The following is an 18958-nucleotide window of genomic DNA, read 5'->3' as shown; positions in this document are numbered from 1 at the left end:
AATGGCAGCCATGAAAAAAGTATTTTTTCTTTTATGTGCGCTTTGCGGAACCTTGGCCCTTGCCCAGACCGCGAACGAGTATTTTAAGCCCATGAAATTCAGAAATATTGGGCCGTTTCGGGGAGGACGTTCCGTAACTGCAAGTGGTGTTGTTGGCGACCCATTGACCTATTATATGGGCACTACCGGAGGTGGGTTATGGAAGACCACCAATGCTGGGGGCCGCTGGGACAATATTTCCGATGGTTTTTTTGAAATGGGTTCCGTTGGAGCGGTTGCTGTTTCAGCATCAAACCCAAATATTGTCTACTGTGGTATGGGAGAGCATGCTCCCAGAGGCGTGATGACTTCGTATGGCGATGGAATGTATAAATCCAACGATGCGGGTAAGACCTGGATTAAACTCGGACTGGAAAAAACACAGCATATTTCCCGGATTATTATTCATCCTACCAATCCTAATGTGGTATATGTAGCTGCTCAAGGAGCATTGTATGGGCCCAATAAAGAGCGAGGGGTATATCGCTCGCTTGATGGAGGAAAAACATGGAAGAATATCCTTTTTGTGGACGAAGGTACGGGAGCTGTTGAACTGTCCATGGATGCCCAAAATCCATTGGTATTGTATGCCGCCATGTGGGAGCATCAGCGTAAACCCAATATCGTGATCAGTGGTGGCGAGGGAAGCGGATTGTACAAAAGTACCGATGGTGGGGACACTTGGGAAGAACTCACCAACGGATTGCCCGAAGAAAAAGGAAAAATGGCCATTGCCGTAAGCCCTGCCAATTCCAATAAAGTGTACGCCCTAATTGAAAGCGATTCCAATGCGGACAAAGGTGGGCTTTTTGTGTCCAATGACGCAGGCAAAAGCTGGAGCATGGTCAGTGGTGATAATCGTTTGGTGCAACGTGCGTGGTATTATATTGAAGTGTTTGCCGACCCCAATGATGAGGATACGGTTTACGTGTTGAGTGCCGCAATGTTTCGGTCTGAAGATGGCGGAAAAACCTGGGAAACTATTGAGGTGCCCCACGGAGACACCCATGATCTTTGGATTAATCCTGATAATTCCAAAAACATGGTCATGGCCGATGATGGCGGTGCAACCATTACGTTCAACTATGGAGAGAATTGGACCCTACAGGAAAATATGCCCACGGCTCAGTTTTATCGCATCAGTACAGACAATCTTTTTCCCTATAACATTTATGGTGGACAGCAAGACAACACATCAGTTAAAATAGCCAGTCTATCCGTAGGTCGATGGAATATCCATTTTGAAGATTGGCATTACTCCGCTGGTGGGGAAAGTGCCTTTTTGGGCTTTGATCCCGATAACCCAAGATATGTGATGGGGGGCAGTTATTTGGGAACCATTGAGCTATTGGATATGGAATCAAAAATGTCCACAAACGTCATGGCTGCACCCATCCAGTATTTGGGTCGCGATGCGCGAGACATGAAATACCTCTACAACTGGAATGCCCCCATCATCTGGTCGCAACATGAACCTGGAACATTTTATCATGGTGCCCAGTTGGTACTTCGTACCAGAGACAATGGCCTGACCTGGGAAGAAATTTCACCGGACCTGACCCGCGATCAAGATGAACTACAAGGGAAAGGTGGCGGACCGTATACCAATGAAGCCGTAGGAGCTGAAAACTACGGAACGTTGGCCTACATTATGGAATCGCCTCATGAAAAAGGCGTTTTGTACACGGGAAGCGATGATGGTTTGGTCCATGTGACCAAAAATGGAGGCGAAACTTGGGAAAACATCACCCCAAAAGGATTGCAGGAGTGTTTGGTCAATGCTATTGAGGTATCGCCACACGACCCAGCCACCGTTTACATTGCCACAACCCGGTATAAGTTCAATGACTATACCCCAGCTTTGTACAAGAGTACCGATTATGGAAAAACGTGGACGAACATTAGTTCTGGAATTCCGTATGGTTCGTTTACCCGAGTGGTTCGTGAAGATCAAGAACGCAAAGGACTGCTTTACGCGGGAACAGAAAAGGGACTTTACATTTCTTGGAACGATGGCAAAAACTGGGAATCCTTGCAGTTGAATTTGCCCAAAACGCCCATCACCGATTTGAAGGTACACAAAGGCGATTTGATTGTTGCCACATCTGGACGTTCGTTTTGGATTTTGGACAATATCACCACCTTGTCGCAATATACATCTAATCCAAATGGGCTGAAGTTGTATTCTCCAGAAGATGCTATTTACGGCTCTTGGGGCAGTCCGTTGAACAGTAACTCAAAAGAAGTGGAGGGAACCGATCCATATGTAGGGGTAAACCCGGCCAATGGCATGGTGATTTACTATAATTTGCCCAAAGCGATGGATAGCACGGAAATCACCATGGAGGTTTTGAACGAACAGGGTAAAATAGTTCGCAGCTTTACTTCAAAAAAGGATGAGGATTATGTGCCGCACAACGGGGGTGGAGCTCCTCCAGCACCAATTTTGGGAACAGACAAAGGACTGAACCGTTTTGTTTGGGATTTAAAGACACCGATAGTTCCTGGAATCCCAAACGTGTATATTGAAGCGGATTTCACTGGGCATAAAGTCCCACCGGGAATGTACACCCTACGCTTAAAAGCGAGTGGCGAGACCGTAACGACCCAAGGTAAGATCGTGCCAATGCCAAATACCGATAGCACACCTGAAAATTATCAAGAACACCATGCTTTTATGGCAGAGTTGGAAACCAACCTGACCGAGATGCATCAAAAAGTGAACACGCTTTTTAAGGTTCAAGAGCAGTTGAAAGAGCTTTTGAAGGATTTGGAAAGTGAATCGCTCAAAGAAGAAGGGAAAGCACTTTTAACTAAGTTAAAGACATGGGATGAGGATATGGTGCAGCGAAAATCGCAGGCGTATGACGATGTGGAGAACTTCCCCAACAAGTTTACTGCCGAGTACCTGTTCCTAATGAACCATAGCAACAGTGCATTGCCAAAGATCAACCAGCCCTCAAAGGATAGAAAGAAAGAGTTGGATGCCCAATGGACGGGGCTGCGGCAACGTGCACTAACATTGATGAACACCGATATTCCCAATTTCAACAAAAAACTTTGGGAAAATGGAATAGGGGCCATCCGAATGTAAAATTTAAAACAGAGTATATTGCTGTACGCATATATTAAATCGTTGCACTTGATTTTTGTGGTGACCTGGTTTGCTGGACTGTTCTACATTCCCAGACTGTTCATTTATCATATTGAGGCAATGCAAAAACCATCTCCGGATAAAGAAATTCTGAGCGGCCAGTTAAAATTGATGACCAAACGGTTGTGGTACATCATCACTTGGCCATCCGCAATTTTGTGCACGGTTTTTGCCATCTGGTTATTGGTGCTGATGCCTGCTTGGCTGCAGCAACCATGGATGCACGTAAAGTTGGCTTTTGTTGTGCTGTTGTTCGGATATCATTTTAAATGTCACCAAATATTCAAGCAATTGCAGCGGGATGAGGTCAAATACACTTCCAAATTTATGCGGATATGGAACGAAGGGGCTACGTTGATCCTTTTTGCGGTGGTCTTTTTGGTAATCCTCAAAAATGCCTTCAATTGGATTTACGGCGTTATTGGCATTTTTGCGTTGGCGATTCTTTTAATGCTCGGTATCCGACTCTATAAACGTATTCGCGATAAAAATCCGGATGCTTAGGAAAGTTCAAATATCAAGTTCAAGTGCAAGTTCAGTTAAATTGGTATGAACCTAATTTTGAGCTTGAAACTTGAACTTGAACTTGCTCTTGTGCCTCATTTGGCTTGATAATTGTGTAATTTTATCTCAAATCAGTTAAGATTGCTCAGTAAACTCTCCTTACGATCTCGGATATTTTTCACCATGATCCTGTTGGTGGTCATTGCTTCGGTGTTGATTGCGGGAGTGACCATTTACCAATACAATGAACAGGCGAGGGATTATCACGAAAACCGACTGGAACGTAAAGAGGAGCAGGTTATCCAAAGCATTTCATACACACTTAGGGAGACGACCTATCCAGTGAATTCAGAGAATCTGGGCCTTATCTTTAAAGATGAAATTTATAAAATAGCTGATGTCCAAAACGTTAATTTCAATATTTACGATCTTGAAGGAAACTTAATTAAAAGCTCAAGACCGAGTTTTGAGGCTGATTCCATTTCCAATTGTTTGGATGCAAATGTGCTTAATTTTCTCAGGGATAGTGGCGAGAAAAGATATGTAGAGGAACAACACGCCGCTGGGGACAACTATCAAGCTTCCTATACCTACATCAACGACCCAAAGTTCAAGCCTATAGGGATTATGAACCTTCCTTATTTTGAGGACAACTCCTTTAACAATCATGAACTAAAGGAGTTTTTGTGGCGATTGGCTGGTGTATACTTGGTCATGTTGCTCTCGGCTATTCTTTTGGCCTATTTTATTTCGAAATACATTACCCGTTCCTTGCAGACGGTATCTGATAAAATGAGCCGAACCAATCTTACGCTGCAAAATGAAAAAATCCATATTAAAAACCCCAGTGAGGAAATCGGGAAACTAGTGGATTCCTATAACCGCATGATTGATGAATTGGAGGAAAGTGCGGTAAAACTGGCAAGAAGTGAGCGCGAACAGGCTTGGCGGGAGATGGCCAAACAGGTTGCCCATGAAATCAAGAATCCATTGACCCCTTTGCGGTTGACCGTTCAAAATTTTGAACGCAAATTCGACCCCGATGATCCGGCCATTCAGACCAAGGTGAATGAGTTTTCCAAGACCCTGATACAGCAAATAGACACCATGAGCAATATTGCCACGGCTTTTTCCAGTTTTGCCAATATGCCCGCACAGCAAAATGAGACCTTGAACGTAGTGAAGATCGTAAAATTGGCCTTGGAGATTTTCAATGAGGATTACATTCATTTTATAGCTGATGAAGAAGAAATCATTGCCAAATTAGACCGAACCCAGCTTATCCGGGTAATCACCAACTTGGTAAAAAATGCCATTCAGGCAGTTCCCGAAGTAGAATTTCCACGGATTTTGGTCACTGTGGCCACTGAAGGGCCGCACGTTAAAATTTCTGTGGCGGACAATGGAATAGGTATATCAGATGAATTCAAGCATAGGGTTTTTGAACCCAAGTTTACTACAAAATCCAGCGGTACTGGTTTGGGGCTTGGAATGGTAAAAAACATTGTGGAAAACTATGGAGGAACCATTACTTTTACTTCAAAAGAAGGAAAGGGAACCGTATTCACCATTCGGTTTCCAAAAGAATAGAGACAACCTAAAAATCTGTCAAATACACCTATGAATTACGAAAACATTTACATAGAAGAAGAAAACAACATTGCTACCATCACAATCAATCGGCCTGAGAAAATGAACGCCCTCAATAAAAGAACCATTGAGGAGCTTCATGTGGCCTTTAAAGAATTGGATGAGGACACTGAGACCAAAGTAATCATCGTAACAGGAAGTGGTGAAAAGGCTTTTGTGGCAGGGGCAGATATTGCCGAGTTTGCTGATTTTTCCATAAAAGAAGGCCGCCAATTGTCCGCAATGGGCCAAAAAAACCTGTTTAACCTCATTGAAGGTCTAGGCACCCCGGTTATTGCCGCCATTAATGGTTTTGCCCTTGGCGGGGGGCTGGAGCTGGCCATGGCCTGTCATTTTCGGGTGGCGAGCACCAATGCCAGAATGGGACTGCCCGAAGTCTCCTTGGGCGTAATACCCGGCTATGGCGGAACCCAACGCTTGCCACAGCTTATCGGTAAGGGAAGGGCCATGGAGATGATCATGACCGCAGGGATGATTGACGCCGATAAAGCCTTTGCCTATGGATTGGTGAATCATGTGGTGTCTCCAGAAGAGTTACTTGCGCTTTGCGTTAAAATTGCGAGCAGGATATCGAATAATTCCACTGTGGCCATAAAACATGCAATAAAAGCCGTAAATGCTGGTTTTAAGTATGATGCTGATGGCTATGCCGTAGAAATTGATGCCTTTGGCCATTGTTTTGGCACCGATGATTTCAAGGAAGGAACATCGGCCTTTTTGGAAAAACGCAAGGCAGATTTCCCTGGGTCATGACCATCGACTTAACCAAGCCAGACCTGATGAAAAAACAAATACTTTTACTTTGCTTCCTATTGATTGGGATGATAATGGGCGCACAAAAAATGCCCGTTTCCTATGATTTTGGTGAAAAATTCCATGACCGGTATCGCTATTCCAACCTAATGACGATAGATGAAGATGGCTCTGGGGGCTATATTTTGGTAAGGGCTTATTACCAAGGTCTTATTTTAAAGCCAAAGGGGTATCTCATTGAACATTATAACAAAGACTTAGAACTGGTTTCCGAGTACAATTACAAGCTTAAAGGCTTGGATTTTGTGGACGGTTTCCTTAAAAATGGCCAGTTAAACCTACTGTTCCTTAACTATAATTATGACCGGGGGCAATATGAATATTGGGTGCACACCAGTCCTATCATTGCATTTAATTTTAGGGAAGAAAAGCTGCTTTCCATTGCTTCCGATGAGGTAAACGACCCTGTTGGGAAAAACTATTACAACCGTAATTTTTCCAACGGATTCACCACCGCTATTCTCTTTAACGAGAACAAAACAGGATTCATAATAAGTACCCATCACAAGAAAGGAAAGGACAACAAGCACATCATCCATTTGTTTGATACGTCTCTGCGAAAGCGATTCGAGTACGACTTTTCCGATGAAATAGAGGAAAAAAACTATGCCTTCGAGAATGTGGCCATCACACCAGACCTTCAAACCGTCTACATAGTGGGGAAAGCCTATTTTAAAAAGAGGCGTTTTCAGGTAGATGAGCGAAAGTTCCAGTACGAGTTGGTCCAGATTTCCCAAAATGGAAGCAAGACCCAATCGTTTGTCGATCCTGGAAAATATCCTGAGGCTTTGTATCCCATTATGTTCAAAAACAGACTGGTCTGTGCAGGGTTTTATGCGGATAGAAAGGATAATCGGTACAATGGAATCGCCTATTTTGATGTTGACCCAACCACCTTGGAGGTCAATGTCCGAAAATACAACCCATTCTCCCAACAATTTATGGAAGACAAATTTGGTCGTGAGGAAGATAAGGACATCAAAAACTTGGTCTTTAAGGGGATTTCAGTTACTTCTGATCAACATATCTTTTTTAATGCAGAAGAGTATTTTGTTACTTCCGGACTTGAAGTTACCGGCGCGGGCCAGCGCGTAAGAATCGAACGCTATCACCACAATGATATTGTAAGTGTAAAACTGGACCCGAATGGAAATATGGAGTGGGCCCGAAACATTAACAAGACCGAGGTTACCCAAGGCGATGGTGCCTATGCCTCCTATAGCTCCTACTGCAAGAATGGTAAAACCTATTTCTTTATCTGTACCGCTTCGGAAAATCCCCAGTTGATCAATAACGAGCGACTGATCTTTAAACAAGGCCTGAGCCGAAATCGTAATGTATTTTTGATTTCCTTGGATGAAAATGGCAAAATGGACTATGAAAAGATCATAGACCAGCAAGAAGCCCGTTTGCCTTTAATGGTATCCAAGCCCTTAAAGAATGAGCAAGAAGATAACATGCTTTTCTATGCCAAACGGGGCAGCAAAAAACAGTTGGTCAAGGTAGATTTTAAGTAAGCACACAACAAACATATATCTAAAAAGTCTCCTTAAAGGAGGCTTTTTTTTTGGTTGAACCTTGCTTTTTGTACTACTTGAGAAAAAACATATCAATTATAAAGTGGTAACCATCAATCCATATTAGAGTTCAATAAACTAATGGGTATAATAACAACTGTGCTTGGGTATGTTTGGAATCATATAACCCTATAAATTGAAGTTTATGAAATCAATTAAAGCATTTAGTATCCCCATTTTTGTTTTGGCTCTGTTTTTTGCATCCTGTTCCGCAGAGGATGGTGAACAAGGTGTTCAAGGAGAGCCTGGTATAGATGGCAACGCGAATGTCCAACGCTTTGATATTGCCATTCCCAATAGTTTTACAGGTCCGCAGTTTAGTTTTGACATACCCATTGATCCCCAAGAGCTTCCAAATTATGCGATTTTTGCCTACTTGGTTCGAATAGTCAACGGAACAACCGGGGTTTTTCCAATTCCGGGAGACATTGTAGGTGATGATTATGCTAATTTTCTATATGTTGAGAATACAGGAGAAGCATTTATTTCTATTCTCAATCGTTCTGACGACTCGCCTGAAAATGCATTGGCTCCGGGAACCTACAGTTCTGTAAGAATAGTAGCCATTGAATATAATTCGGGTTCAAAGAATGGCAATGGTAGTCTTATGGCAGAGCTAAAAGCCGCTGGGGTAGACACCAATGATTACCACGCCATGGCAGCATACTTTGGTTTGGAATAGCGATTCTCTAAGTACCATAAAACGAGGTTGTCTAAAAAGTATTGAGATACGTCATTCTGAACTTGTTTCAGAATCCCATCATATTGATAAGCAAATTATGATGAGAACCTGAAACAAGTTCAGGTTGACTAAACCAACTTTTTAGGCATCCTTTTTTGTTTCCTACAAATATTATTTATTGGATAAAATCCATATATTTGGAATATATCCAATTTTATGGAATCCAAAGAGTTTCTCAAAGGCAGGGGCGCCCAAAAAAACACACCCAATAAGTTTCTGAAGCATGTGTACGAAATGCGAGAAGATTTTTTGGAGTTCTGCCACTTGGAAGGTGAGGAAGCGGAGAACAACAAGACCCAATACATCCCCATTTTTCCAAAGACGATTGTCAACAAGGTGGATAGTCCAGATGTTGGGATGGGGTATTCCATGAACCCCTACCAAGGTTGTGAGCACGGCTGTATTTATTGCTATGCCCGAAATGCCCACGAATATTGGGGCTATAGTGCCGGATTGGATTTTGAACGCAAGATTTTGGTAAAAAAAGCGGCACCAGAATTACTGGAGGCCAAAATAAAACATAAAAATTGGAAGGCCCAGACCATTGTGCTCTCCGGAAACACAGATTGCTATCAACCCGCTGAGAAAAAGTTTGAAATTACGAGGAAATGCTTAGAGGTCTTCTTAAAATATAGGCATCCAGTCGGTATCATTACCAAAAATTCCCTTATTCTTCGGGATTTGGATATTTTAAAGGAGTTGAATGCCCATCAATTGGTCGGGGTCAATATTTCCATCACTTCCCTATCCGAGAAAACCAGAAGAAAATTGGAACCAAGAACGGCTTCACTTCAAAAAAGATTGCAAGCGATAAAAGTGCTTTCTGAAAACCATATTCCAGTCAATGCCATGCTGGCCCCCATGATTCCGGGGATCAACAGCCATGAATTGTTAAAGTTGGCCAAAACCGTTTCGGAGCATGGGGCTCTTTCATTTGGGTTTACCGTGGTCCGCCTCAACGGCGCCATTGGGCAAATTTTTACGGATTGGATCAAAAAAGCCATGCCCGATCGGGCCGAAAAGGTGCTCCACCTCATTCAAGATTGCCACGGAGGGAGTATCAATGATAGTCGTTTTGGGCTTCGGAACCGTGGTGAAGGAAAAATAGCAACCCAAATCCATGATATGGCCAAATTGGCGAGGCAACGCTACTTTAAAGACAAAAATTTCCCTAGTTTGAACAAGAATCTACATGAAGAATATAAAAATGGACAAATGCGATTATTCTGAGATTGTTATTTAAATGGAACGTGCTTCAAGCAGAAAAATAGTAAAAGTCTCGGATGTCATTCTGAGCCGGAGCGTAGCCGAGGGGAAGAATCCCACATGACCCTTGGCTTGGGGAATGGTGTTGTAGGGATGCTTCGCTTTGCTCAGCATGACAAAAGCACCAATTTAGGGTTGTTGAAATCGTTTAGATTTTGTACTACGGATCATTCGTGCAACTTTGCCTAATTCGTGTCGCTAAAATACTATGCTCATTACGTCTAGACGCTGCATGATATTTTTAAATAACTTTAAAAAGTTGTCTAATTCAAGTTTCACTCTTCGTCTTTAGAATGAAAACAACGTATAACCGTTCACGGTGAGTGGACTTAAAAATGTAAACCAATGAGTAATTTTTTGTATTTGTTCAGGGGCGGGGATGAGGCCTTCGATAAACTCTCCCAAGAAGAAAAGCAAGCCCACATGGAAGTTTGGGGCCAATGGATGGGAGGACTAAAGGAAGAGGGTAAACTTTTAGATGGACTTCCTTTGGAAAAAGATGGAAAAGTAGTTCATAAGCGAGGTGAGTTGGTCACCAACGGTCCTTTTGCGGAAGGGGTAGAGATGGTTGGGGGCTATCTCATCGTTTCGGCCAAAAATATTGATGAGGCGGTTGAAATCTCCAAAGGATGCCCAATTTTTGATTACGACGGCGCTTTTGTGGAGGTACGGGAAATCCTATCCATGGAACACTAAATTTTTTGGAAACCAGATGTCATTTCGAGTGAAACAAGAAGTCTATTGCCAGCGAAAGAAATTGTTTTAGATTTCTCACATTCCTCTGGGCGTTCGAAATGACATTTTAGGAGACCTTACCAAGCCCGTTTTTATTAAAACCTATGCCAAAAGACCACCACAGCACCGTTGAACATCTCTTCCGAAAGGAATACGGAAAAGTGGTGGCCTTGTTGACCCATAAATTTGGAACGTCCTACCTGGAGCAAATTGAGGATGCTACCCAAGATACCTTCATTAAGGCCATGCAGGTGTGGGGCTATAAATCCATTCCAGACAATCCAACCGCATGGTTATATCGTGTGGCAAGCAATAGGATGATTGATGTGTTGCGAAGAAATAAAAAAGTTGAATTCAAAGCGGCGGAAGAATTACATCCAAAAAGTGAAGTGGAACATTGCCCAGACCCTTCATTGGATCAAACGATTTCAGACAGCCAACTGAAAATGATCTTTGCGTGCTGTCACCCCACTTTATCACAAGAATATCAAATCATCTTGAGCTTAAAACTGATTGGGGGATTCAGTAATAAAGAATTGGCAGAGGCTTTGTTGAAAAAGGAAGAAGCGGTTGCTAAATCGTTCACTAGGGCCAAGAAGAAGTTCAGGGAAGGTGTGCAACTGGTAAAAATTCCCGTTGAAATGGGGCTACAATCAAGATTGTTCCAAGTGTTACGGGTCATCTATCTTTTATTTTCTGAAGGGTATGCCGCCACCTCTGGGGCACAGATCATTAAAAGGGATATCTGTTATGAAGCCTTGCGCCTGGCACTTTTGCTTCAGGAGAACAAATATTGTCAGCACCCCAACTTAAATGCATTGATCGCATTGATGTGTTTTCATGCCTCACGTTTTGATGCTCGATTGGATCAAGCGGGAGATTTGGTGACCTTGGAGCATCACGATCGTTCCAAATACCATCAGGAACTGATTTCCATCGGCATACATCATTTAGAAAATGCTGGAACCTTGGACCGAACGCCATCAGACTATCATTTGGAAGCAGCTCGCTCTTACTATCACAGTATGGCAAAAACTTTTGTAGAAACCGATTGGAAAAGCATTCTGTACTTGTACGATGTGCAATTGAAACGCTTTTACTCACCTATGCTGGCCTTGAACCGAATCATCCCTTTTGCCAAGGTTTACGGTGCTAAAAAGGGATTGATTGAGTTGGAAAACCTTGAATCAAAACATGATTTTAAGGAACAAGGGCTTTTCCATGCCATAAAAGCTGAACTTTTTGGCGAATTAGACCATGTTGATGCACAACAATCAGCCTTAAAAAAAGCCATTGCATGTACAGAGAACGAGTTGGTAAAAAGGCACTACAAAAACAAGTTGAATCCCAGTTAGGCGTTACATCTGTTCTTCTTCTTCTCCAATATGTTTTTTGTAAAACTTCCAAGCCTCTCGGGCCACATCACGTCCCAGTTCCAAACCAGCAATATTATCCGCTTGAATGTGATAGCCGCCCAATACTCTTGATATCCCGGCCATTTCCGCGGTTTTACTAAAGGTTGGAAATTTTAAGGTTACGGTATCCCCTAAGTTGTCTGGTTCCGTCATGGCACCAGCAACCAATTCCACTTCAGATCCAAATTCATCGCTTCCCGTCCATAGTTTCAAAGCTTCGGCGCATCCGCCACTAATGGTGCTATGTCCTGAGGTATAACTTGGGAAGGGAGGACATAAAAAGGTATCAGGGGAATACGGTCTCCATTGGTTACCATCCATCTCTACCATGCCTTTGCCAACGCCACCCCATGCCTTTATCTTTTGTTGGTCATAGTATTCATGAACCAAGGCAAAAGGCCGGGCAAAATCATAGTACATTTTACTGTCCCATGAAGCGATAAATGCATCCATGGCCACAACTTGGTTGTAGAAGAACATTTTCACGTCTTCATCGAGCGTATGGTCATCTCTAATGGATACTTCTTGGGCAAATTTTAACCAGTGCCCTGCCTGCTGCACAGATTGAGGTCCATCACGCATAAACTCCACCAATGCTTTTTGCTCATCGGTTAGGTTGGCCTGCATTTCAATAACTTCTTTTACCTCTTCCTCCAATTGTTTGGATCCTATTTTTGGAGGAGGACCTGGTCGGAACTGGTCTCCGGATTTTAAGGAAACGGGCTCTACCTTGTCCCAAAAAGGAGTGAGACATCCAGGGGCAAATTTTCCACCTTTTCCGTCAGAGAAATATTTGGGCTGCCAACGGTTGGGGTCATTGTTTTGATCTACGGGGTTTACAGGCTCGTACCCGGTATAATCAAAATAAGGCTCACCATTGGAACCTTCTTCCTCACCATATTGATTGGCTCCATCCCCTTTTCTGGCTTCAATGACGGCTTTCGCTGCCAAGTTTCCAATCCCTTCGGGTGTGGTCGGGTCCAAAGATTCGTTGTTTGGGTCGAGGCCCAGCTCCACCATAAAATTGGTAAAAAGCTCTTGGTCTGAATAATAGTATTCATTCATGGCCCTGTAAGCGGCATAGCTAATGGCGATTTCCTTATTTTTAAGAGTTTGCTCATCCGAAGGGCGTCTTTCCACACCATCAAGATAGACCGGAATTGCTTTTTCATCATATCTGGACCACGCATCAAAGATGGAAACAAAAATCAATCCCAAAAACCTAGAGGTAATTGTAGGCCTTGGTTTGAACATTTCAGTATCGTTTGCGGTGGCGGTGATGGCCATTTCGCTCCATTGGTAGGCAATGTTGTCCGCACCTTTCGGCTCCATGGCTGCATCTGCAGATTGTTCTGTTTTTTGTTTGCAGTTTAATAAGGTTGCTATAACAAATAGCAGCAAGATTGCTCTTTTCATAATTGATTTCTAATTCTATGGCTGGCGAATGTAGGAGTTTTATGGCCTAAACGCCAGCCACTAATATAAAAAATGATTTTATGTCAATTCCCAGCCTTTGCGATATTCCCGGGTGATCCATTCGTTGGCTTTTTCGTAATTGGTGATTTTCATGTTCTCACCATCCCAGAACAACTTACGTCTCCCCGGATAGTCATAAGGATCCCAATCCCCGATTGCCTTGCCTTCCTTCAATACTTTGTATTGGTATGCTTTAATGGCAAGATTCCCCATGAGCACAGTTTCTGTTAGTCTACCGGCTTTCTCAAAATTAGAGGATGTTGGAGTTCCATTCAAGCAGCCGTCCACAAAATTGGCAATATGTCCACCTACGCTTCCAGGTACCCTTGGGTATTTGGGTGCGGGTGTTTTATATAAATCCATCATATCTGATGGGAGCAAACGTGCATTTTCGGAATAGGTATCGCAAATAAGGGTGCCTTTATCTCCGTACATAATGGTTCCACCACCGCTATCCCCGATGGTTTCCCCGTCTTTGAGCTCATCTGGAAGATTGGGTTTTATTCCTCCATCGTACCAATTGAGGGCAATGTCGCCATGTTCTTCATGCTCAAATTTGAGATGTATTTTGGAAGATGGGGGACAAGAAGGGCTATAATCCGCTTCAACAAAATCACCCACCCAGACGGTTGTGCAACTGGCTTGAGCCTCTGTGGGATACCCCAAATCAAGGACGCTAAAAGGGGTTTCCATAATATGGCATCCCATATCGCCCAGGGCACCCGTGCCAAAATCCCACCAACCACGCCATTTGAAAGGCAAATAGGCAGGGTTATAATCTCGCATTGTGGCAGGGCCTAACCACGTATCCCAATCCAATTCTTTAGGCACTCTTTGCTTTTCCGAAGGAACAGGAACCCCTTGTGGCCAAACAGGTCTGTTGGTCCAGCAATCGATTGTGTGAATTTTTCCGATAATTCCAGATTCTACCCATTCCCGAGCAATGCGACTGCCATCGCTAGAAGCACCTTGGTTTCCCATTTGGGTAACAATTCCGTTTTCTTCTGCCACCTTGGTCATTAATCGTGCCTCATAAATGTTGTGGGTCAAAGGTTTTTCCACATAGGCATGTTTTTTCTCGCGCATGAAGGGCAATGCTATGGTAGCGTGGGTATGATCTGGGGTGGCTACCATTATGGCATCAATGTCGTTGAGATGTGCATCGAAGACTTTTCTAAAATCCTTGTATCGTTTTACATCGGGAAAAAGCTCATAGGTGGGTTGGGCTCGGCGATCGTCCACATCACAAAGAGCCACAAATTTTACTTTTCCGGTATTGTTGAGACCTTGAACAACACCATTTCCCCTTCCGCCAACACCAAAAGCACCAACATATAAAGTGTCACTCGGTGGAACATGGGTTTTTCCCAAAACATGAGCGGGAACAATAGAAAAAGCAGCGGAGGCCGCTGCTGCATTTTTAATGAATTTTCTTCTTTGCATCTTGTTTAGTTTGAATAGTTCTCCAAGATACAAAAAACCGCTAGAGGTCAAAGTTTATTCACCATTCCATTCTTTATAAAACTGTTCAAGGTAATCCAACATAAATTGATGTCTTTCTTGGGCCAGTCTTTTTCCGGTTTCAGTGTTCATCTTCTCTTTGAGTAAAAGCAATTTTTCGTAAAAGTGATTGATGGTAGGTGCGTTTGACTTTTTATATTCCTCTTTGGTCATCTTGAGGTTTGGAGGAACATCTGGGTCGTACAGCGCTCTATTTTTGAATCCACCGTAATTAAATGCACGGGCGATACCGATAGCTCCCATGGCATCCAAACGATCAGCGTCTTGAACCGTTTCCAGTTCTTTTGATGAAAAAGTCACCGAACCTTTATCCAAACTATTTTTAAAGGACATGTGTTGGATGATTTGTACCACATGCTCAATAGTGGCTTCATTCACTTGTTGGGATTTGAGAAAGTTAGTCGCCATACCCGGCCCGATGCTTTCATCACCATTGTAAAATTTTGGGTCTGCAATGTCATGTAGAAGAGCGGCCAGTTGCACTACCAGTGCATCTACTTCTTCATGTTGGGAAATTAACTTTGTGGTATGGAACACCCGTTCAACATGGAACCAATCATGGCCACCTTCGGCGTTTTGAAGGGTCTCTTTTACAAAATCGATGGTATTTTGTATCAATGGTTCGTAGTTCATAATTCAGTTTGAGATTCCTGAAACGATTTGCTTTTCAACTTGAGCAATCAAGGCTTCTGTATCACCTTCAATCTCTACGGGGGGATGAACTATAAACGTAAGATGGCTGCCCAACCCCATTGGGAATTTACCATAGCGCAACAACTTCCAAGAGTTGTTTATACTGATGGGGACAATAAGTGCTGAAGGCGCATTTTTCATCAGCACTTTAAGGCCTGTTGTTCGGAAAGGTTTTGGTACTCCATTTCGGCTGCGGGTACCCTCTGGAAAAATAACGGCGCTGCGCTTGTTAGTCTCAATATACTTGCCCAATTTTTGGAGTTCAGCTATCGACTGTTTGGGGTCTTTTCTGTCTATTAATGCAGAACCACTGTTTCTTAAATTGTAGGACACACTGGGAATGCCTTTGCCCAATTCAATCTTGCTAACAAACTTCGGATGGTATTTCCGCATGTACCAAATCAGGGGAGGAATATCGTACATGCTCTGATGGTTGGTGACTATCAAAAGCGGTCTATCAGTGGGAATGGTTTGGTGATTTACAAATGTGTACCGGGTTCCGAGTACATTGGTACATCGCATAATAAGCCAGTTGAGGATGGAGACACTGCGTTTGTGCGTATCATACCCAAATACCTTTAAACAGAACCATTGAATGGGATGGAAAACAACCAGCGCCAGTCCAAAGCAGATGAAAAAAAGTACGGTCAAAGGATATGATAGCAATTTTTGCATGCTCACTGTATTGTTGATTTAGGTTGACGAAATATGTGACTAAAATAAAGCATCGGCGACAGTTTTTATGCTGAAAAACAAAAAACCACCCTTTAGGGTGGCTTAATCTTTTAAATCAGAGAAAGAATCAACAGAACTCGTTGTACGCTTCTATTAAATTTTCCGCGATAAGTTCCGCAGGTCTTCCTTCTATGTGGTGTCTTTCGATCATGTGCACCAGTTCCCCATCTTTAAACAGGGCCATACTGGGCGATGATGGAGGGAAAGGCACCATGTGATTCCGTGCCGTGTTCACAGCTTCTGTGTCCACTCCGGCAAACACAGTGACCAAGTGGTCTGGTTTTTTGCTGTTTTGCAAACTCAGCTTTGCCGCTGGTCTGGCGTTGGCAGCAGCACAACCACAAACGGAGTTCACCACAACTAGTGTGGTCCCATCTTGTTTTAGGGCGTTTTCAACGGCCTCACTTGTATATAGTTCTTCAAACCCGGCGGTGGCCAAGTCTGCTCGCATAGGTTTTACCAATTCTTCAGGATACATAGGCTTCTTTTTAATTCGGTTACAAAGATACAGTATTGTTACGTTTTTACCATGACCCTTAACATTGCGTATGGTTTAGTTTCCTCAGCAAAGCCCTATATTTGAGCTTTAAATTTTTTTGAAGGATGATAAAATGGGTGGCCGCCTTTCTCGGCTATTTTTTATTTCGATTTCCGGGAGCCATTTTGGGATTTATTGTGGGGAGTTTTTTGGACAACCTTGGGGGCTCCGGTGGTGGTCCTAAGACCGTTTTTCAAGATTACACGCGTCAACGGGTTTCCCCGGCCGATTTTGAGTTGAATTTGCTTTCGCTCTGCTCCATCATCATTAAAGCCGATGGACAGGTGAACCAGCGTGAGTTGGACTATGTGCGACAGTACTTTCTGAGCACTTATGGCAAGGAAAAGGCCAATGCCATTTTTAGGACCTTTAATGATGTCATCAAAAAAAGAGAAATCTCTACCCGACGCATTTGCGAATATATGGTGCAACGTACCCGTTATGAGGTTCGTTTGCAATTATTGCACTTTTTGTTCGGGATAGCCCAAGCGGATGGGCAAGTGAGCAAGTCCGAACTAGGCAAGCTGCAGGAAATTGCAGGGTACCTTCGGGTGGGTCGGCATGATTTCGACAGCATCATGGCGATGTTCATAAAGTCTGCGGATACATCCTATAAAATTTTGGAAATCGATAAAAATGCCACGGATGAAGAAGTGAAAAAAGCCTATAGAAATATGGCGAAAAAGTATCACCCCGACCGTGTAGTGACCGAAAATGAAGCGATTAAAAAAGGGGCCGAAGAGAAATTCAAGGAAGTGCAGAAGGCGTATGAGACCATTCAAAAAGAACGGGGAATTTCATAGGTTTGTTAGGAGTTAGGAGTTAGGAGTTAGGAGTTAGGAGGTTGTGCACTTTAAGCAAATCCTAAATAATAATGTCATTTCGACAGAGCGATTGCCGAGCGACGAGAAATCTTTTTTTTAGAAATGAGAGGTTGGGAAGCTGACATTTTACATAAACTCTAAACCATAAACTATAAATAGGATGCAAGAATTTCTGTTTTACATCAAATTGGGGTTGGATCATGTGCTGGATTTTGGGGCATATGACCACATTTTGTTTTTGTCGGCATTGGCGGTTCCTTTTACCTTTAGAAATTGGAAGCGAGTTGTTATCCTTGCCACAATATTTACTATAGCGCACTGCACCTCTCTGGCCTTGTCCGTATATGAGCTTTTTACGGTTGACGTGGCGCTTATCGAGTTCTTGATTCCAGTCACCATTTTATTGACCGCACTTTTCAATTTTGCTTATGTGTTTCGGGAAGCCATGCAAGTGGGGTTGTACTTGCACATTTTGGCCACGGCATTTTTTGGATTGATCCATGGTTTTGGGTTTTCAAACTACTTTAAAATGTTGATGGCCGAGGAGGAGGACAAGGTTACACCATTGTTGGGTTTTGCTACTGGAATAGAGCTTTCACAAGTAACCATAATCTTGGTGATTTTGACCTTGGCTTATTTGGTTTTGGACCTATTAAAAGTGAAAAAACCCATTTATATTGCTGCCGCCTCCATTTTGATCATTGCTATCACAATACCCTTGCTCATTGCAACGTTTCCCAACTAGGGGCATCGTTAAATTTAATCGAATAAGGTTGTAAGGGTCTTTCAAAGCAGGTATATTTATTTCATTATCGGCTGATTCAATGCACTATGAAGGAGAGTAAACAAGAAAAATACGACAAAGCGTATCTACGAATGGCCCAAGAATGGGGCAAGCTCTCCTATTGTAAAAGAAGACAGGTGGGCGCTATCATTGTAAAAGACCGAATGATTATATCCGATGGTTACAACGGTACACCCACAGGATTTGAAAATTTTTGTGAAGATGATGAAGGATACACCAAATGGTATGTACTCCATGCCGAGGCCAATGCCATTTTAAAGGTGGCATCCTCGACACAGTCTTGTGAAGGAGCCACGTTGTACATTACCCTATCTCCTTGTAGGGAATGTAGCAAGCTGGTACACCAAGCTGGCATAAAACGTGTGGTATACCAAACTGCCTATAAGGATGATTCTGGATTGAAATTCCTGGAGCGTGCAGGCGTAGAGACCGTTCATTTGCCGGTTTTGGAAGAAATGGTCTAAAAAAACC

18 protein-coding genes are annotated in these 18958 nt (G+C 43.0%); 12 read left to right on the top strand and 6 right to left on the bottom strand.

Features of this window, described 5'->3' with window-relative positions:
- Window positions 1-10: 10 nt before the first annotated feature.
- The 7 genes from ACFOWS_RS15500 (at window position 11) to ACFOWS_RS15470 (ending at window position 9709) form a co-directional block, all read left to right on the top strand.
- Entirely contained in the window at window positions 11-3133 is a 3123-nt protein-coding gene (locus ACFOWS_RS15500) for a VPS10 domain-containing protein (RefSeq protein ID WP_379766442.1), read from the top strand.
- Window positions 3134-3148: 15 nt separating this feature from the next.
- The gene (locus tag ACFOWS_RS15495) at window positions 3149-3697 is read left to right on the top strand and encodes a CopD family protein (RefSeq protein WP_379767046.1); all 549 of its coding nucleotides are present in this window, start codon (window positions 3149-3151) and stop codon (window positions 3695-3697) included.
- A gap of 183 nt (window positions 3698-3880) precedes the next feature.
- Complete coding sequence (locus tag ACFOWS_RS15490) at window positions 3881-5287, top strand: sensor histidine kinase (RefSeq protein WP_379767043.1); 1407 nt, start codon at window positions 3881-3883, stop codon at window positions 5285-5287.
- A 30-nt stretch (window positions 5288-5317) separates the two neighbouring features.
- Window positions 5318-6100, top strand: coding sequence for an enoyl-CoA hydratase/isomerase family protein (locus tag ACFOWS_RS15485; protein WP_379766439.1), 783 nt, complete (start codon window positions 5318-5320; stop codon window positions 6098-6100).
- 26 nt (window positions 6101-6126) lie between these two features.
- Window positions 6127-7677 carry a hypothetical protein gene (locus ACFOWS_RS15480; protein WP_379766436.1) on the top strand — a complete coding sequence of 517 codons (1551 nt, stop codon included), beginning with the start codon at window positions 6127-6129 and terminating at the stop codon, window positions 7675-7677.
- 205 nt (window positions 7678-7882) lie between these two features.
- A complete protein-coding gene (locus ACFOWS_RS15475) occupies window positions 7883-8419 on the top strand; it encodes a hypothetical protein (protein ID WP_379766433.1) in 537 nt (178 codons plus the stop codon).
- 216 nt (window positions 8420-8635) lie between these two features.
- On the top strand, window positions 8636-9709 hold the full coding sequence (locus ACFOWS_RS15470; RefSeq protein ID WP_379766430.1) for a PA0069 family radical SAM protein: 1074 nt from the start codon (window positions 8636-8638) through the stop codon (window positions 9707-9709).
- A gap of 9 nt (window positions 9710-9718) precedes the next feature.
- On the opposite strand, the gene ACFOWS_RS15465 is transcribed toward ACFOWS_RS15470, so the two are convergent.
- Window positions 9719-9859, bottom strand: a complete 141-nt coding sequence (locus tag ACFOWS_RS15465) for a hypothetical protein (protein WP_379766427.1) — start codon at window positions 9857-9859, stop codon at window positions 9719-9721.
- 231 nt (window positions 9860-10090) lie between these two features.
- On the opposite strand from ACFOWS_RS15465, the gene ACFOWS_RS15460 reads away from it, so the two are divergent.
- Both ACFOWS_RS15460 and ACFOWS_RS15455 read left to right on the top strand, forming a co-directional pair.
- The gene (locus tag ACFOWS_RS15460; RefSeq protein ID WP_379766424.1) at window positions 10091-10441 is read left to right on the top strand and encodes a YciI family protein; all 351 of its coding nucleotides are present in this window, start codon (window positions 10091-10093) and stop codon (window positions 10439-10441) included.
- 143 nt (window positions 10442-10584) lie between these two features.
- Window positions 10585-11835 carry an RNA polymerase sigma factor gene (locus tag ACFOWS_RS15455; RefSeq protein ID WP_379766421.1) on the top strand — a complete coding sequence of 417 codons (1251 nt, stop codon included), beginning with the start codon at window positions 10585-10587 and terminating at the stop codon, window positions 11833-11835.
- A gap of 3 nt (window positions 11836-11838) precedes the next feature.
- On the opposite strand, the gene ACFOWS_RS15450 is transcribed toward ACFOWS_RS15455, so the two are convergent.
- From ACFOWS_RS15450 to ACFOWS_RS15430, 5 genes are all read right to left on the bottom strand, one after another.
- Window positions 11839-13311 carry a vanadium-dependent haloperoxidase gene (locus ACFOWS_RS15450; RefSeq protein ID WP_379766418.1) on the bottom strand — a complete coding sequence of 491 codons (1473 nt, stop codon included), beginning with the start codon at window positions 13309-13311 and terminating at the stop codon, window positions 11839-11841.
- Between the two features lie 78 nt (window positions 13312-13389).
- Window positions 13390-14814, bottom strand: a complete 1425-nt coding sequence (locus ACFOWS_RS15445; protein WP_379766415.1) for a Gfo/Idh/MocA family protein — start codon at window positions 14812-14814, stop codon at window positions 13390-13392.
- A gap of 54 nt (window positions 14815-14868) precedes the next feature.
- Window positions 14869-15525 (bottom strand): HD domain-containing protein, encoded by a 657-nt coding sequence (locus tag ACFOWS_RS15440; protein WP_379766412.1) that lies wholly within the window; start codon window positions 15523-15525, stop codon window positions 14869-14871.
- Window positions 15526-15528: 3 nt separating this feature from the next.
- Complete coding sequence (locus ACFOWS_RS15435) at window positions 15529-16260, bottom strand: lysophospholipid acyltransferase family protein (protein WP_379766409.1); 732 nt, start codon at window positions 16258-16260, stop codon at window positions 15529-15531.
- Between the two features lie 127 nt (window positions 16261-16387).
- Window positions 16388-16798, bottom strand: a complete 411-nt coding sequence (locus ACFOWS_RS15430; protein ID WP_379766406.1) for a BrxA/BrxB family bacilliredoxin — start codon at window positions 16796-16798, stop codon at window positions 16388-16390.
- 125 nt (window positions 16799-16923) lie between these two features.
- On the opposite strand from ACFOWS_RS15430, the gene ACFOWS_RS15425 reads away from it, so the two are divergent.
- The 3 genes from ACFOWS_RS15425 (at window position 16924) to ACFOWS_RS15415 (ending at window position 18951) form a co-directional block, all read left to right on the top strand.
- Complete coding sequence (locus ACFOWS_RS15425) at window positions 16924-17661, top strand: TerB family tellurite resistance protein (protein WP_379766403.1); 738 nt, start codon at window positions 16924-16926, stop codon at window positions 17659-17661.
- A 181-nt stretch (window positions 17662-17842) separates the two neighbouring features.
- Window positions 17843-18427, top strand: a complete 585-nt coding sequence (locus ACFOWS_RS15420; RefSeq protein ID WP_379766400.1) for a HupE/UreJ family protein — start codon at window positions 17843-17845, stop codon at window positions 18425-18427.
- 86 nt (window positions 18428-18513) lie between these two features.
- A complete protein-coding gene (locus ACFOWS_RS15415) occupies window positions 18514-18951 on the top strand; it encodes a deoxycytidylate deaminase (RefSeq protein ID WP_366586259.1) in 438 nt (145 codons plus the stop codon).
- Window positions 18952-18958 lie beyond the last annotated feature (7 nt).

This window comes from Flagellimonas marina, from assembly GCF_042651185.1.
Classification (GTDB): Bacteria; Bacteroidota; Bacteroidia; order Flavobacteriales; family Flavobacteriaceae; genus Flagellimonas; species Flagellimonas marina.
The sequence above is the reverse complement of the archived record's forward strand: the minus strand, read 5'-3'. Positions and strand labels throughout refer to the sequence as shown.

Bases quoted from the DNA above. Each gene is read 5' to 3' on its own strand.
- ACFOWS_RS15500 (WP_379766442.1), top strand. From the start codon at position 11: ATGAAAAAAGTATTTTTTCTTTTATGTGCGCTTTGCGGAACCTTGGCC.
- ACFOWS_RS15490 (WP_379767043.1), top strand. From the start codon at position 3,881: ATGATCCTGTTGGTGGTCATTGCTTCGGTGTTGATTGCGGGAGTGACC.
- ACFOWS_RS15485 (WP_379766439.1), top strand. From the start codon at position 5,318: ATGAATTACGAAAACATTTACATAGAAGAAGAAAACAACATTGCTACC.
- ACFOWS_RS15480 (WP_379766436.1), top strand. From the start codon at position 6,127: ATGAAAAAACAAATACTTTTACTTTGCTTCCTATTGATTGGGATGATA.
- ACFOWS_RS15475 (WP_379766433.1), top strand. From the start codon at position 7,883: ATGAAATCAATTAAAGCATTTAGTATCCCCATTTTTGTTTTGGCTCTG.
- ACFOWS_RS15470 (WP_379766430.1), top strand. From the start codon at position 8,636: ATGGAATCCAAAGAGTTTCTCAAAGGCAGGGGCGCCCAAAAAAACACA.
- ACFOWS_RS15465 (WP_379766427.1), bottom strand. From the start codon at position 9,859: ATGCTGAGCAAAGCGAAGCATCCCTACAACACCATTCCCCAAGCCAAG.
- ACFOWS_RS15460 (WP_379766424.1), top strand. From the start codon at position 10,091: ATGAGTAATTTTTTGTATTTGTTCAGGGGCGGGGATGAGGCCTTCGAT.
- ACFOWS_RS15455 (WP_379766421.1), top strand. From the start codon at position 10,585: ATGCCAAAAGACCACCACAGCACCGTTGAACATCTCTTCCGAAAGGAA.
- ACFOWS_RS15450 (WP_379766418.1), bottom strand. From the start codon at position 13,311: ATGAAAAGAGCAATCTTGCTGCTATTTGTTATAGCAACCTTATTAAAC.
- ACFOWS_RS15445 (WP_379766415.1), bottom strand. From the start codon at position 14,814: ATGCAAAGAAGAAAATTCATTAAAAATGCAGCAGCGGCCTCCGCTGCT.
- ACFOWS_RS15440 (WP_379766412.1), bottom strand. From the start codon at position 15,525: ATGAACTACGAACCATTGATACAAAATACCATCGATTTTGTAAAAGAG.
- ACFOWS_RS15435 (WP_379766409.1), bottom strand. From the start codon at position 16,260: ATGCAAAAATTGCTATCATATCCTTTGACCGTACTTTTTTTCATCTGC.
- ACFOWS_RS15430 (WP_379766406.1), bottom strand. From the start codon at position 16,798: ATGTATCCTGAAGAATTGGTAAAACCTATGCGAGCAGACTTGGCCACC.
- ACFOWS_RS15425 (WP_379766403.1), top strand. From the start codon at position 16,924: ATGATAAAATGGGTGGCCGCCTTTCTCGGCTATTTTTTATTTCGATTT.
- ACFOWS_RS15420 (WP_379766400.1), top strand. From the start codon at position 17,843: ATGCAAGAATTTCTGTTTTACATCAAATTGGGGTTGGATCATGTGCTG.
- ACFOWS_RS15415 (WP_366586259.1), top strand. From the start codon at position 18,514: ATGAAGGAGAGTAAACAAGAAAAATACGACAAAGCGTATCTACGAATG.